The organism is Halogeometricum pallidum JCM 14848, assembly GCF_000337095.1.
Lineage (GTDB): Archaea > Halobacteriota > Halobacteria > Halobacteriales > Haloferacaceae > Halogeometricum > Halogeometricum pallidum.
In genome coordinates, this window is the sequence record NZ_AOIV01000008.1 from 20,657 (window position 1) to 34,297 (window position 13,641).

Sequence of the window (13,641 nt, forward strand, 5' to 3'; positions counted from 1 at the left end):
GTCAGAGCGGCGTCCCCTCGCTGTTCGCTGCGTCGGTGGCTCGGTTGATGAGGCCCGCGACGGGGTCGGTGTACTCGTACCCGGGGATGATGCCCTGCACGTACGTTCCTTCCACGTAGTCGATGACGGCGCCCGCGTCCTCGACGCCTCGCCGCTCGTTGATATCCGAGAGCGACGTCCTGACGACGGCCGACGTCCCCTCGCGGGTCACGTCCACGTCGAATTCGCGCTCCTTCTTCGTCACGCCGCCCACGTCCTCGACGCGCAACTCGAACGTCTCGTACCAGCCGTCTTCGACGACGGGGGCCACCGCGTCGGCGGTGACGTCGGCGAGCATCGGCACGCGGACGGTCACGTCGAACGTGATTTCGCCGCCGTCTTCGCCGACGTCGACCCGGCCGTCGAACGCCGTCGCGGTCCACTCGTAGGTCGATCCGTCTCGCTTCTCGAAGGAGTCGTGGTCGCGGAGGGCGCGCCGCGCCCTGTCGGGTAGTTCGCTCATAGGACGGGAGAGGCGTTCACGGGACAAAAGCCCCTCGCGTCGGCCGTTCGGTCGGCGGCTACCGACTCGTCTGTGGCCCTCGCCGGCGCTTCCCCGGACGGCACCTCTCCCGTTCTCGATAGCGGGCACGTAGCCGGAGGATTTGCGAGCGTGCGGCACGCTTAAGTGGTTGCCAGGCCTGGTTGCAAGTGACGCTTCGCTTTGGAGGGCCGAAGCGTCAGCGGGGACCAATTCAGGGCGGCAGCGTCCGTTCGGGCTGTTCCCGAACGGACGCTACCTTTTCCCACGATACTCACGTTCTGAGCGTGCCGTCCGTCGCGTGCGATAACTCGATAAAACGCGCAGTGGCGACGCTCGCAGAGTCGTGTCCCGGAGAACGGTCGAAGCGCGGAACGAAACGCGACAGTTCGCTTTCGCGCTACAGGTACTCGCCGAGGGTGCCGCCGACGAGGACGCCCGCGGCGAGGATGGACCCGGCGCTCGCCGCGAGGTGGACGGGAACCGAAGAGAGGACGCCCAACACCGCGGCGCAGGCGAGACTGACTCCCATCACCGCCAGGAGATAGTCGAAGCGCGTCGGCTCGTTGGCGGGCATTACCGACATGATGTAATGAGATGTAATTAGGCCAGCCGGGAATAAGTTGCGGCGCGAGTCACTCCTCGCGGAGGCGGTTCAGCGAGCGCGTTTCCAGACCGCTCCGCGCCCTCTCTTCGATTTCGGCGGCGCGGTCGTACTCGCCTAGCGCCTCCAGCGCCCGGCGTCGCTCGTCGTCGAGCCACGCCGTTCGCAGACCGAGCGAGGCGGCCGCGTCGAGGCATCGGAGCGCCTCCTCGTGTTGGCCGCGTTCGTTCAGGAGGTAGCCGCGGTTGTACCACGCCTCGGCCAACCGCGGGTCGCGTTCGACGGCCGCCTCGGCGTGTTCCAACGGCGCCGTGCTCTCGCCGGACTCCCACAGCGCCGCCGCGAGGTTCGTCTCCGCCGCGGCCGAGAGGGCGTCGTCGGCGTCGATTCGCAGCGCCTCGCGGTGCGAACTCGCCGCGTCGTCCCACTCGGTCAACTCGCCGTGCGCGATACCTTTGTTCACCCACGCCTCCGCCGCCGCGGCCGACTTCTCGGGCGCGTAGAAGGCCGCGCGCGCGAACGAGTCGATGGCCTGCTCGTACTGCTCGATGGCGAGATACTCCAGTCCAACGTCTATCAGCGCCGTGATATCCACGCTGTCGGGGCGCACCTGCGACTCGTCGACCGCGTCCGCGAGGACGTGGTCGTCCACCGGGTCCACGTCGGCCACCGGGCCGTCGGCGCCAAGGTCGAACCCCTCGTACGGGTCGCCGAACCCCTGTCCGTCGGAGTACCGGTGCGGGCGGTCGTTTCTGGCGGTCATTCGTCTATATTGGTGTGAAGAGGAGATAACCGCGTCGGCGAGCGTCCGGCGGGACGGACGTGAGTGCCGCTTTCCGCTCACCTCGTTCGCGTCGCTCCCTGATTCGAATCCCACCGTAGAATCGAACCACTCGCTATCGCTCGCGGATTCGAGTGCGGGGGATGGGATTCGAACTTCCGAAACTCGCTTCGCTCGTTTCGACGGTCGAATCCATCCGTGCGGCCGTCGCTGCTCGCTTCGCTCGCAGACGACTATGCGGGGGATGGGATTCGAACCCATGAACTCCTACGAGAGCGGATCTTAAGTCCGCCGCCTTTGGCCTGGCTCAGCCACCCCCGCTCGTCTGTGGCTTTTCTGCCGTCACCAATATGGTTTCGCTTCGTCGGCGCCGGAGGGTCGGCGTCGGGCGGTTCGACGACGACGGTCGTTCGCCTCCGGCCCACCGCTCCGTGACGTTCGTCCGCTTTTCGTCGCAGCACCGTCCGAGACGGCGGAAAGCAACGCGTCCTGCGCCAAGCTTTTTAGCCGCTATCCGCTAATTCCCGAGAGAATGACCGAGGAGAGCGACAATCGCTCGAGGCGGAGAGTGCTGCAAGGCATCGGGGCGGCGGGAATCACCGGTCTCGCCGGCTGTGCGGGCGGCGACGGCGGCGAGGGGACCGCGGCGGGCACCGAGACGTCGACGGAAGGGTCCGAGAGCACGGGGACGGAGGCGACCACGGGCGAGGCGGGCGGACAGACGCTCAACTTCGCGCAGACGAAGTCGCCGCTGGATTTCGACCCGATGAAGGCCAACGACATCCCGTCGCTACAGGTCGTCGAGCAACTGTTCGACGGGCTGTACACCTACGAGGAGGGGACGACGCTGACCCCCCAACTCGCCGACGGCGAACCCGAGGTGAGCAAAGGGGGAACGCGGTACGTCGTCTCGCTGAAGGACGGCGTCACGTTCCACAACGGCGACCCCATCACCGCCGAGGACGTGAAGTACTCGTTCCTCGCGCCGGCGCGCGAGGAGACGGAGAACGGGTCGGAGTTCACGATGATAGACTCCGTCACCACCGTCGACGAGACGACGGTGCAGTTCGACCTGAAATATCCGTTCGGGCCGTTCCGGCACAAGCTCGCGTGGTACCCGGTGCCGAAGTCCGTCCGCGAGGGGGACAAGAAAGCGTTCAACACTTCGGACCCCGTCGGCAGCGGCCCCTACGAGTTCGTCGAGTGGCAGGAGGGCAGTTACGTCCGCATGCAGCGATACGACGACTACTGGGGCGAGCCCCTGCCGGAGATAGAGTCACTGGAGTTCACGCCCATCACGGAGCCGACGACGCGGATCACGACGCTCCGCAACGGCGAGAATCAGATCATCCAGACGGTGCCGCCGAAGCTCTACTCGACGGTCGAGGGGATTTCGGAGGCGAACATCGCCGAACGGGGCGGCCTCGGCTACTACTATCTCTCCTTTAACTGCAACGAGGGGCCGACGGCCGACAAGAAGGTGCGCGAGGCCATCGACTACGCCATCTCGATGGACCAGGCCGTCTCCAACTACGTCGAACCCGCGGGGGTTCGCATGACCAGTCCCCTGCCGCAGAGCCTCATCGACTCGTGGGGCTTCCCGGACGAGGAGTGGGCGCAGATACCCCACGATCAGGACCAGACCAAGGCAGAACAGCTAATGGAGGAGGCCGGCGTCGACAAGGACTACGACTGGACCATCATCGTCCCGCCGGACGACAAGCGCGAACAGATCGGTATCACCGTCTCGAACGCCCTCAACAGCATGGGCTTCTCGAACGCCTCCGTCCAGCGTCTCGACTGGGGGGCGTTCCTCGATAAGTACGCGACGGGTAACGAGGACGACTACAACATGTACACCCTCGGCTGGGTGGACGAAGTCGACCCGGACGGCTACCTCTACTACATGTTCCACGAGTCGGAGGCGGGGTCGACCAACGGCTGTTACTACGAGAACGACGAGGTGATGACCCAACTCGACCAGGCGCGCGAATCACCCGACCGCGAGGAGCGCAAGCGGTTGTACACCGACGCCATCACGACGATTCTGGAGGACCGCCCGCACCTCCCGGCGTACAACCTCAAGAACAGTTTCGGCGTCCGGAACGAGGTGAAGGGCTTCCGCCCGCACACCATCTCCGGCATCAACCCGCGCATGGCCGGCCCCCTCGGGACGGTCACGCTGGACGAGTAGTCCGGCTACCAGTCGACGCTCAGCGACCCGTCCCCGTTCGGGTCGGGGGCTATCTCCTCGTCTTTTCGCCGGTCGATGACGTGGATGACCCCTCGTTCCTTCTTCGCCGGGCACACCTCCGCGGCCCTGACGTTCTCCTCTAACTCGTCCTCGCCGACGAAGTACGACTTGGGCCGCGCGAGCCCCGACGCCATGTCCATCTCCCAGTTGTCCGCGACTTCCGCACACCGGCCCGCGCCGAAGCATTTGTTCGCCTCGAAGATTATCTTGTACGGCTTCTCGTCTATCGGCGGCGCGTTGGCCTCGTCGCCCACGTCGCTCGGACGGAGTGGCCCGTCCGACCCCTCGGAGTCGCTCATGGAACCACCTAGCGGGGAGACGGACTTTGCGCTGTCGGTTAGCGCGTCGAAACGAGAAGCGGGCGCGATGAGGTGTCTACCGGTCCACGTCGACGGACTCGATCTCCACGTCCTTCATCGGCTTGTCGTTGCGGTCGGTCGGGAGCGAGCCGATCTCCTCGACCACGTCCATCCCCTCGATAACCTCGCCGAAGACGGCGTGGCGGTCGTCGAGGTGCGGTTGGGCGTCGAGGGTGATGAAGAACTGCGACCCGTTCGTGTTCGGACCGCTGTTGGCCATCGACAGTTTGCCCGCGCTGTCGTGGCGGAGTTCGTCGTGGAACTCGTCGTCGAACTGGTAGCCGGGCCCGCCGCGGCCGGTCCCCTCGGGGTCCCCGCCCTGAATCATGAAGTCGTCGATGATGCGGTGGAAGACGGTGCCCTCGTACAGCGAGTCCGTCCGCTCCTCGCCGGTCTCGGGGTCCTTCCACTCCTTCTCGCCCGTCGCCAGACCGATGAAGTTCTCCACCGTCCGGGGGGCGCGCTCTTCGAACAGTTCGACGACGATGTCGCCTCGGGTCGTGTGGAGCGTCGCAGTCGGGTTGCTCATATCACCTCGGATGCGGTGCGGAGTGAAAACGTTGGTGAGTCGGCCCGTCGGCCGGTAACACCATACCGGTCGCATCCCGGTTTTTCGTATGTCCGAAGAGACGACGCGCTGGGAGTACCACACGCTCCGTCCGCCCCGGGGGTCCACCAGAGCGGAGGCGTCCGACCCCGCCGCGGAGTTGAACGAACTCGGCGACGACGGCTGGGAGTTGGTGTGCGGCGTCGACTACGTCGACGGGGGAACGAAGTACCTCGTCCTCAAGCGGCCGAAAACGGACGGCGGTGGGGGGCAGCATGGTTGATCGCTCGGACGAATCGGAAATCCTCGACCGGACGTACGATCCGAGCAAGGACGACGACGCGACGGTCGGATCGGCGAACACGATGCGGGAACGGGCCGGCGAGTCGCGACTGAAACTGTGGCTCCTCCTCGAAGCGAATCGCCTCGTCGCCACGGGAGTGCTCGCCACCGTCTTCTTCGTCCTTCTCGTCATCGGCGGCATCTCGCTCGATCCGCCGTTCCTGACGACGGTGCGGTCGGGCGACGTGTTGGACTCCCTCTTCGCGACGATGGCGAGCGCCACCATCACCGGCGTCACCCTCGTCGTCACCATCACGCAGGTGGTCATCTCGCAGGAACTCGGTCCGTTCGGCGACCAGCGCTCGCGGATGAGCGGTGCGATGGACACCCGCGAGTACATCCGCGACCTGACCGGCCTCGACTCCGCCCCGGCGGACCCCTCGGCGCTCCTGTCGGCGCTCGTCGCGGCGGCGCAGGTTCAGGCCGCGAACGTGAAGGAGGCGACGGCGCAGATAGACGACGAGGACGCCAGCGACGAACTGACCGAGTTCTGCGACAGCGCCTCCGAGAACGCCGACGTGGTCCTCGACAGACTTCACGGCGCGCAGTTCGGCACGTTCGACCTCCTCTCGGCGGCACTGGATTTCAACTACGGCCGCAAGGTGTTCGAGGTGGACCGCCTCCTCGCGCGGCACGCCGACGCCGTCGGCCCGGAGACGCGGGCGGCGCTGAACGACCTGCGGGACGCCCTCGTCATGTTCGGTCCCGCCCGCGAGCACGTGAAGACCCTGTACTTCCAGTGGGCGCTGACCAGTCTCTCGCAACTCGTCGCCTACGCCGCCATTCCGGCGCTGTTGGTGTCGGTGGGGATGCTGGCGTTCGTCGACTACACGACGTTCACGGGGTCGTTCTTCGCCGTCGACAACATCGTCTGGGTGACGATGCTCGCGTTCTCCGTCTCGATCCTGCCGTTCCTCCTGCTGCTGTCGTACGTGCTCCGCATCGCCACCGTCGCCAAGCGGACGCTCTCCATCGGGCCGTTCGTCCTCCGGGACAGTCAGCGCTGACCCGTGGCGGCGTGGCGCGGTGCGGGGGCGGGCGACCGACCGCGGCGCCCGGTCGACGCGTCCCGGTTTCCGTAGCTACAAACCGTCGCCTCACGAACCGCCGAGTATGCACACCGCCGAGACGGTCACGCTCGCGCGCCTCCCCTCGGGTATCGACGTGGAGACGACGGTCCACACGTACGGAGACGCCGCCGAACGGAGTTCGGCGAGCCGACAGACGCGGTCCGGCGACGGCGACGGTCCGACCGTCTACGTCCAGGCCGCACAGCACGGCCGCGAGATAAACGGCACGGAGACGCTTCGCCGCGTCCACGAGCGACTGGACCACGGGGAACTGTCGGGGACGCTCGTCGCCGTCCCCGTGGCGGACCCGCTGACGTTCGACCGCGTCTCCTATACGACCCCCGAGTCGCTCGACTCGGTCCACTCGAACATGAACCGCGTCTGGCCGGGGGACGCCGAGGGGTCGCTGCACGAACGCATGGCCGCGGCGCTGTGGAAGTACGCGGGCGAGGCCGACTACATCGTCGATTTGCACACCGGCAGTCCCGAGATGCTCACGCACACCGTCTACCTGCACGGCGACGACGAGAGCCGTCGTCTCGCGGAGGCGTTCGGCACCGACCTGCTCCTCGCGGAGGCGGCCGGCGACGACGCCGACGTGGAGTGGTCCGAGCGCAACTTCGGCGGGAAACTTCGCGTCGCCGCCACGCGCGAGGGAATCCCCTCCATCACGCCCGAACTCGCGCACAACAAGCAGTTGGTCGAACCCGCCATCGAGACGGGCGTCCGCGGCGTCTTCAACGTTCTGCGCGAACTCGGGATGCTCTCGGGCGACCCCGAGACGCCCGCCGAGCAGACGACGGCCCGGAACCACCTCGGGCGGGTCACCGCCACCGACTCCGGTCTCTTTCACCCCGCCCCGGACGCCGAACTCGGCGCGGACGTCGCGGAGGGCGATCACCTCGGGCGCGTCTACGACCCGACGACGTACGAGGTGCTGCAGGAGGCGACGGCCGACCGCTCCGGCGTCGTCTACTCGGTCTGCCGCGAGGCGACGGTGACGGCCGGCCAGACGCTCGTCGGGGTGGCGATGCCGCTGGAGGACGCGTAGCGTAGCTGTCCTCTATTTTACTGGTAAGCGAATCGCCCAAACCGCCTACGGTCGTCCCCTCCGTACCACGATTCGATGAAAGCCGTCGAGATTCCGGAACCCGGAGCGGAGTTCGAAGTCGTCGAGCGAGACGTGCCCGAACCGGACGCCGAGGAGGTCAGAGTCGCCGTCGAGGCGTGCGGCATCTGCCACAGCGACGCGTTCGTCAAGGAGGGCCAGTGGCCCGGCGTGGACTACCCGCGCGTCCCCGGCCACGAGGTGGCCGGCCGCGTCGACGCCGTCGGCGAGGACGTGACCGAGTGGGAGGAGGGCGACAGGGTGGGCGTCGGGTGGCACGGCGGCCACTGTTTCACCTGCGACGCCTGCCGTCGCGGCGACTTCATCGCCTGCGAGAACGCGCAGGTGACCGGCTTCGACTACGACGGCGGCTACGCCGAGTACCTGACCGCCCCGCACGAGGCGCTGGCGAAAATTCCCGACGAACTGGACGCCGTCGACGCCGCGCCCCTCCTGTGCGCCGGCATCACGACGTTCAACTCGCTGCGGAACTCGGAGGCGCGACCCGGTGACCTCGTGGCCGTGCAGGGCGTCGGCGGCCTCGGCCACCTCGGCATTCAGTACGCCTACGAGGCCGGGTTCGAGACGGTGGCCGTCTCCACGTCGCCGGAGAAGGAGGACCTCGCGTACGAACTCGGCGCGGACCACTTCATCGACGCCAGCGAGGTCGACGCAGGCGAGGAACTGCAGTCGATGGGCGGCGCGAAGGTCGTCCTCGCCACCGCGCCCAGCGCCGACGCCATGTCCTCCATCGTCTCGGGGGTCGGCGTCGACGGCAAACTGCTCACCATCGCCGTGCCGGGCGAACCGCTCTCGGTCGACGTGCAACCGCTCGTCACCGGGCGACGGAGCGTCGGCGGGTGGCCCTCGGGCACGCCGCACGCCTCGGAGGACACCCTCGACTTCAGCGCCCTACGGGACGTGACGCCGAAGGTGGAGACGTTCTCCCTGGAGGAGGCCGACGACGCCTACGCGGCGATGATGGACAACGAGGTCCGGTTCCGGGCGGTGCTGGTGCCCGAGTAGGGGAGGCGGACCGCCCGCGACCGGGTCGGATGCGGTCGGCGCGACTACCGATCCGGTCGGCCGCAGTTGCTATGGGTATCACACAGCGGTTCGCGTGCTTTAGCGTTCGCTACCCGCTGAACCCGATACCGCGTGAGTGGTAACAGCCTCGCTCGGCCAGCAATCGCCGACCGCGACCGACTACGACTCGGCCGCCACCCGGCGAATCGACTCGGTCACCACGTCGACGGCGATGTCCAGCGACTCCTCCTCGACGTCGAAGTACGCCGTGTGGTGACCGGCGGGGTTGCTCGCGCCGACGCCGACGTAGGTGGCGACGCCGCCGTTCTCCTGCACCTTCCGAATCAGGAAGGAGGCGTCCTCGCTCCCGCCGAACGGGCTCCGACCGCACACCTGGTCGACGCCGTCGACGGTCTCCGCGGCAGCCATCACCGTATCGACGACCGACTGGTCGTTCTCGAACGTCGTCGTCATGCCGTACAGACTCGTCTCGTAGTCGACGTCGTGCATACCGGCGGCGCCGTCGAGGACGCGTTCGGCCTTCCCCATCATGTAGTCGTTGAGGTCGGCGTCGCCGCCGCGCACCTCCACGCGCATCCGGGCCTCCTCGCAGATGACGTTCTGCGCGTTGTCCGCTGTGACCCGGCCCACGTTGATGCGCGTCATCCCGTCGGCGTGCCGCGGAATGGCGTAGAGGTTCTGTATCGCCGTGCTCATCGCCTGCAGGGCGTTTCGTCCCTCCTGCGGCGCGCCGCCGGCGTGGGCGGGTTCGCCCTCGAACGTCACGTCTATTTTCGCGTTCGACAGCGGGCGGTCGTAGCCGCCGACGACGGTGCCCGTCTCCTCGTCGAGGCCGAGGTGGAGGGCGAACAGGACGTCCACGTCGTCCAGGTGGTCCGTCTCGCTCATCGGCTTGCCGCCGCGGCCGCCCTCTTCGGCGGGTTGGAAGAACAGTTTCAGCGTGCCGTCGAACCCCTCCTCGTCGAACGCGCGGGCGATACCGACGCCGATGGCGGTGTGGCCGTCGTGGCCGCAGGCGTGCATCTCGCCGGGGTGGGTGCTGGCGAACCCCTCGCGGGCGGGGCGGTGGTCGTCGTCCATCGCCTCCGAGCGTTCGAGGGCGTCGATGTCGACGCGGACGCCGACGGTCGGGCCGTCGCCGTAGCGCTTCTGCGCGACGAGACCCGTCACGTCGTCCATGTACTCCAGGTACTCCTCCGGGGCGCCCTCGCGCCTCGCGCGTTCGCGCGCGCCGGCAACCTCGTCGTCTGCGGGGACTCCCAGTCGCTCCGCGACGTTCACGGCGTCCGACCCCAGAGAGAGGTCGAAGCCGAGGGCGTCCAGTTCCTCGGCGACGAGCGCGGTCGTTCGGAACTCCTTCCACCCCGCCTCGGGGTGGCGGTGGAGGTCGCGGCGGATCTCCCGGAGCGTCAGGTCGGCGAACTGCGTCATACCCGTCGCTCACCGTCCGTACAAAAAAGCGCGCGGGAAGCGGACAGGGGCGTCGGCGTCGCGGCCGCCGGCGTCGGTGCGCCGCGGACGGCGACGCTCCCCGTCCGGACCTCAGAACGCCCGCAGGTCTTCGAGGACGGCCTCGGCCGCGCCCGAGTCGATGCTCTCGCGGGCCATCTCCAGTCCCTTGCTCAGCGACTCGGCGTCCTCGCGGGCGTAGATGCGGAACGCCGCGTTGAGTTCGACGGCGTCGGCGAACTGGTCGTCCCTCTCGCCGGCGACGACGGCCTCGGTTATCGCCGCGGAGTCGCCCGCCACGTCGTCGGGGTCGACTTCGAGGTCCTCCGTCTCGAAGTCCATCCCGTACTCGGCCGTCTCTATCTCGAAGTCGGTGAACACGCCGTCGGTGGACTCGCCGACCTTCGTGTAGCCCGGTCGGATGTCGTCGTAGCCCTCCATGCCCTGGAACATGACGACGCGGCGCGGGCCGAGTCGCTCCGACTGTTCGAACGTGTCGACGATCTTCTTCGCGAACGAGAGGTGATAGAAGCTCCCGAGGTGGACGTCGGCGTTCGCCGGGTTGGCGATGGTCTCGACGGTGTTGACGAACGTGCGCACGCCCATCTGGTCGCGGCGGTCGAACAGGTCGTGGACGGCCGGGTTGAACGCGGGTTGGTAGTAGAAGCCGAAGCCCGTCTCGTCCACCTGGTCGGCGCTCTCCTCGGGAGAGAGTTCCGTGCGGACCCCGAGTTCGTCGAGGACGTGCTTGTAGGCGTCCTGCTTCTGCGTCGGCACCCGGTCCCCGGAGTGGACGACGACGGGCGTTCCGGCGGCGGCGGCGACGATGCCCGCGGCGGCGCCGAGGATGGCCGTCTTCCCCTTCCCGTCGTAGTTGGCGCCGCAGTCGACGGGGTCGGCGTCCGGTTCGGCGTACTCGACGTGCTCGCACATCACGTCCGCGTAGGCGGCGAGTTCCTCGGCGACGTTGTGCTTCCAGCGGTTCGCCAGCCAGAACGCCCCCAGCGTCGTGTGGTCGGGTTCGTCCGCGAGGATGCGCTGCATCGCCTCAGTCGCCTGCTCGCGGTTCATGTCCTCGGCGGACTTCGTCCCCGTCCCGACCACTTCGGTCATGAGTCGCTTCAGCGGCCACTCCCCGAACTCCCGTCGCTCCGGTACCTGTGACATGGTCTGACGTTGGATATCGCGGGCCAAAAGTGGTGCGTTAGCGATAGCTGACTCGCCGCCCGAACCCGAAATAGGTACGTTCACCGAGTCCCCAGAGACGACAATGAGCGCACTGACCGACGACTGGCGCGCGGACCTCGACGACGTGGACGCGGCCCTCGTCGACGGGTTCCAGAGCGGTTTCCCGGTCGTCGAGCGTCCGTTCCGGGCCGTCGGCGAGCAACTCGGTATCTCCGAAGACGAGACGCTCGCGCGCGTCCGCGCCCTCTCCGAACGGGGTATCTTCCGGCGGTTCGGCGCGGTGTTGAACCCCCCCGTCATCGGCAGTTCGACGCTGGCCGCCGTCTCGGCGCCCGAGGACCGGTTCGCCGAGGTGGCGGCGATAATCAACGACCACCGGCAGGTGAACCACAACTACCGGCGGGACCACGAGTGGAACATGTGGTTCGTCGTCACCGCCGCCTCGCGCGAGAAGCGCGACGAGATTCTGGCCGACATCGAAGCGCGGACCGGTTTGGAGGTGCTGAACCTCCCGATGCTGACGGACTACTACATCGACCTCGAATTTCCCGTCGTTAACGACGACCGGTTCGCCCGCGAGAGTCTCGCGGCGACGGAGGTGAACGCCACGCGCATCTCCGAGGAGGCGGCGGGCGGCCTCTCGGACCTCGAAGCCGCCCTGCTGGTCGAGATTCAGGACGGTTTCCCCCTGACGGCGACGCCGTACCGCGACGTCGCCGAACGCGTCTCCGCCTCCGCCGGCGTCGACGCGAGCGTCGAAGATGTGCTCGCCGCCGTCCGGCGACTCCTCGACGACGGCTGCATCAAGCGCATCGGTTGCGTCGTCAACCACGTCGTCACCGGCTTCGACGCCAACTGCATGGTCGTCTGGGACGTGCCCGACGACGAACTCGACGCGCGGGGCGAGGCGGTGGGCCGCCTGCCGTACGTCACCCTCTGCTACCACCGGCCGCGCCGCCCCGAGCAGAACTGGCCGTACAGCCTGTTCACGATGATTCACGGGCGCGAGGCCGAGGCGGTGGACGAGAAGATAGACGAACTCGCCTCGGAGTACCTGCCGTTCGACCACGAGCGCCTGTACTCGACGGCGACGCTGAAGCAGACGGGCGCGCAGTACGAGGAACTGGTCGGCAGCGGCGAGTAGGCCTCACACCCGCGACCGGATATTTCTGCACTCTGACACGAATCCCGAGACGTGTCTTCCGAATCGAGCGACAGCGGCGAGGAGAGCGTAGATGAATCCTGCGACGGGTGGCACGGGGGACACGCCCCCCATATCGCACAGACTGAGTCCGGTACTCACCGTGACGAATCCGCCACCAGGAGGACGGAGACGGGAGTTCTCCGTGCTGAAATCCCGACTCGCGCCCGTCGCGTTGAAGGGCACCAATCCGTTCTATCGGCTGACAGAATAAGCAGCTTCGACACTGAAGACGACTACCGCGAGAACGACCAGGAGAACGGCGAGACGCGGTAGAGCGTCTGCGCCATCTGCGCGGCGCCGGTCTTCGCGAGCGACCCGCTCTTGAGGGCGCCCCGTTTGGCGAAGTAGCCGCTCTTACGGGCGCCCGCGCCGGCGTAGTGGCGCGCGCTAGTCGGGATGGGCGTCCGGCGGCCCTCGACGCGGGTGGACCCGCCGCGGATGGCGTCGAGGACGACGTCCTCGGAGAGTTCCGCGCGCGTCGCGTTCGGGATGTCTATCTCGGTGTAGGCGCGTCCGACGTACCCCACCTTGTGCGCGTCGCTACCGGCGACGCCGGGGTAGCCGCGACCCTTCGCGAACCGGCGCGCGCGGCGGTTCTTCCACCCCGTGAACAGCCACGAGTTGTACACCTCGATGGCGTCGGGGTCGACGCCGCGCAGGCGCTTTTTCCGGATGCCGTGGCGACTCCGCTGGAACGGGTGCGGGACGATGGCGACGCCGCCGCGGTCGCGCACCCACTCGACCGTCTCCTTCATCGGCGCCTGCCGCGGCGGCATCTCTCGGATGCCGAGACAGAGGAGGTGGCCGTCCGCGGTGGAGACTTCGACGCCGGGGATGCCGACGAGGCCGTACATGGGGGCCAACTCGGCCGCGCGGACCGACTCGTGGACGACGTCGTGGTCGGTGATGACCACGGCGTCGAGGCCGATTTCGGCGGCCTGCTCCAGTATCAGCTCCACGGGGTCGTCCGCGTCGTACGACGCTTCCGAGTGGACGTGGGGGTCGATACGGACGGTAAGAGACACACGAGAACATTCGCGTTCTCGGACAAAAAACCCTCGGAGCGTATGACAACACGGGCCACGGTTCCGGCGTAGCGGTCCACGCCGGCGACCTGACGGTTCTCTGCAGTGGACGGACACTTCGTCCAATTCCTGAATTATCAGAA

At 67.6% G+C, this 13,641-nt stretch carries 14 protein-coding genes and 1 tRNA gene; 6 read left to right on the top strand and 9 right to left on the bottom strand.

Going from position 1 to position 13,641, the window contains the following annotated elements; translation table 11 throughout:
* Position 1: 1 nt before the first annotated feature.
* The 4 genes from C474_RS04395 to C474_RS04405 all read right to left on the bottom strand — a co-directional run bounded on the left by C474_RS04395 (position 2) and on the right by C474_RS04405 (position 2,226).
* Positions 2-502, bottom strand: a complete 501-nt coding sequence (locus C474_RS04395) for a DUF5813 family protein (RefSeq protein ID WP_008384371.1) — start codon at positions 500-502, stop codon at positions 2-4.
* A 418-nt stretch (positions 503-920) separates the two neighbouring features.
* The gene (locus C474_RS21955; RefSeq protein ID WP_008384374.1) at positions 921-1,097 is read right to left on the bottom strand and encodes a hypothetical protein; all 177 of its coding nucleotides are present in this window, start codon (positions 1,095-1,097) and stop codon (positions 921-923) included.
* Positions 1,098-1,155: 58 nt separating this feature from the next.
* A complete protein-coding gene (locus tag C474_RS04400; RefSeq protein ID WP_008384376.1) occupies positions 1,156-1,887 on the bottom strand; it encodes a tetratricopeptide repeat protein in 732 nt (243 codons plus the stop codon).
* 254 nt (positions 1,888-2,141) lie between these two features.
* A tRNA-Leu gene (locus C474_RS04405) sits at positions 2,142-2,226 on the bottom strand.
* 211 nt (positions 2,227-2,437) lie between these two features.
* On the opposite strand from C474_RS04405, the gene C474_RS04410 reads away from it, so the two are divergent.
* Positions 2,438-4,099 carry an ABC transporter substrate-binding protein gene (locus tag C474_RS04410; RefSeq protein ID WP_049916716.1) on the top strand — a complete coding sequence of 554 codons (1,662 nt, stop codon included), beginning with the start codon at positions 2,438-2,440 and terminating at the stop codon, positions 4,097-4,099.
* 5 nt (positions 4,100-4,104) lie between these two features.
* Here the strand turns inward: C474_RS04410 and C474_RS04415 are convergent, their stop codons facing one another.
* Positions 4,105-4,458, bottom strand: a complete 354-nt coding sequence (locus tag C474_RS04415; protein ID WP_008384380.1) for a ferredoxin — start codon at positions 4,456-4,458, stop codon at positions 4,105-4,107.
* 76 nt (positions 4,459-4,534) lie between these two features.
* Positions 4,535-5,047: a peptidylprolyl isomerase gene (locus C474_RS04420; protein WP_008384382.1), complete on the bottom strand. Its 513-nt coding sequence runs from the start codon at positions 5,045-5,047 to the stop codon at positions 4,535-4,537.
* A gap of 88 nt (positions 5,048-5,135) precedes the next feature.
* On the opposite strand from C474_RS04420, the gene C474_RS04425 reads away from it, so the two are divergent.
* The 4 genes from C474_RS04425 to C474_RS04440 all read left to right on the top strand — a co-directional run bounded on the left by C474_RS04425 (position 5,136) and on the right by C474_RS04440 (position 8,611).
* Positions 5,136-5,348 carry a hypothetical protein gene (locus C474_RS04425; protein ID WP_008384384.1) on the top strand — a complete coding sequence of 71 codons (213 nt, stop codon included), beginning with the start codon at positions 5,136-5,138 and terminating at the stop codon, positions 5,346-5,348.
* Positions 5,341-6,414, top strand: coding sequence for a hypothetical protein (locus C474_RS04430; RefSeq protein ID WP_008384386.1), 1,074 nt, complete (start codon positions 5,341-5,343; stop codon positions 6,412-6,414). Before C474_RS04425 ends, C474_RS04430 begins: the two co-directional genes overlap by 8 nt.
* 106 nt (positions 6,415-6,520) lie before the next feature.
* Positions 6,521-7,528 carry a succinylglutamate desuccinylase/aspartoacylase family protein gene (locus C474_RS04435; RefSeq protein WP_008384388.1) on the top strand — a complete coding sequence of 336 codons (1,008 nt, stop codon included), beginning with the start codon at positions 6,521-6,523 and terminating at the stop codon, positions 7,526-7,528.
* 75 nt (positions 7,529-7,603) lie between these two features.
* Positions 7,604-8,611 carry an alcohol dehydrogenase gene (locus C474_RS04440; RefSeq protein ID WP_008384390.1) on the top strand — a complete coding sequence of 336 codons (1,008 nt, stop codon included), beginning with the start codon at positions 7,604-7,606 and terminating at the stop codon, positions 8,609-8,611.
* Positions 8,612-8,791: 180 nt separating this feature from the next.
* Here the strand turns inward: C474_RS04440 and C474_RS04445 are convergent, their stop codons facing one another.
* Together C474_RS04445 and C474_RS04450 are read right to left on the bottom strand one after the other, a co-directional pair.
* On the bottom strand, positions 8,792-10,063 hold the full coding sequence (locus C474_RS04445) for an amidohydrolase (RefSeq protein WP_008384393.1): 1,272 nt from the start codon (positions 10,061-10,063) through the stop codon (positions 8,792-8,794).
* A 111-nt stretch (positions 10,064-10,174) separates the two neighbouring features.
* Positions 10,175-11,248: an anthranilate phosphoribosyltransferase gene (locus tag C474_RS04450; protein WP_008384395.1), complete on the bottom strand. Its 1,074-nt coding sequence runs from the start codon at positions 11,246-11,248 to the stop codon at positions 10,175-10,177.
* Between the two features lie 103 nt (positions 11,249-11,351).
* On the opposite strand from C474_RS04450, the gene ahbB reads away from it, so the two are divergent.
* Complete coding sequence (gene ahbB / locus C474_RS04455; RefSeq protein ID WP_008384397.1) at positions 11,352-12,413, top strand: siroheme decarboxylase subunit beta; 1,062 nt, start codon at positions 11,352-11,354, stop codon at positions 12,411-12,413.
* A 293-nt stretch (positions 12,414-12,706) separates the two neighbouring features.
* Here the strand turns inward: ahbB and C474_RS04460 are convergent, their stop codons facing one another.
* On the bottom strand, positions 12,707-13,498 hold the full coding sequence (locus C474_RS04460; protein ID WP_008384400.1) for a CehA/McbA family metallohydrolase: 792 nt from the start codon (positions 13,496-13,498) through the stop codon (positions 12,707-12,709).
* Between the last annotated feature and the right edge of the window lie 143 nt (positions 13,499-13,641).

Coding starts and splice junctions, on each gene's coding strand:
- C474_RS04440 (WP_008384390.1), top strand. CDS start 7,604: ATGAAAGCCGTCGAGATTCCGGAACCCGGAGCGGAGTTCGAAGTCGTC.
- C474_RS04400 (WP_008384376.1), bottom strand. CDS start 1,887: ATGACCGCCAGAAACGACCGCCCGCACCGGTACTCCGACGGACAGGGG.
- ahbB (WP_008384397.1), top strand. CDS start 11,352: ATGAGCGCACTGACCGACGACTGGCGCGCGGACCTCGACGACGTGGAC.
- C474_RS04435 (WP_008384388.1), top strand. CDS start 6,521: ATGCACACCGCCGAGACGGTCACGCTCGCGCGCCTCCCCTCGGGTATC.
- C474_RS04415 (WP_008384380.1), bottom strand. CDS start 4,458: ATGAGCGACTCCGAGGGGTCGGACGGGCCACTCCGTCCGAGCGACGTG.
- C474_RS04395 (WP_008384371.1), bottom strand. CDS start 502: ATGAGCGAACTACCCGACAGGGCGCGGCGCGCCCTCCGCGACCACGAC.
- C474_RS04445 (WP_008384393.1), bottom strand. CDS start 10,063: ATGACGCAGTTCGCCGACCTGACGCTCCGGGAGATCCGCCGCGACCTC.
- C474_RS04450 (WP_008384395.1), bottom strand. CDS start 11,248: ATGTCACAGGTACCGGAGCGACGGGAGTTCGGGGAGTGGCCGCTGAAG.
- C474_RS04430 (WP_008384386.1), top strand. CDS start 5,341: ATGGTTGATCGCTCGGACGAATCGGAAATCCTCGACCGGACGTACGAT.
- C474_RS04420 (WP_008384382.1), bottom strand. CDS start 5,047: ATGAGCAACCCGACTGCGACGCTCCACACGACCCGAGGCGACATCGTC.
- C474_RS21955 (WP_008384374.1), bottom strand. CDS start 1,097: ATGCCCGCCAACGAGCCGACGCGCTTCGACTATCTCCTGGCGGTGATG.
- C474_RS04425 (WP_008384384.1), top strand. CDS start 5,136: ATGTCCGAAGAGACGACGCGCTGGGAGTACCACACGCTCCGTCCGCCC.
- C474_RS04410 (WP_049916716.1), top strand. CDS start 2,438: ATGACCGAGGAGAGCGACAATCGCTCGAGGCGGAGAGTGCTGCAAGGC.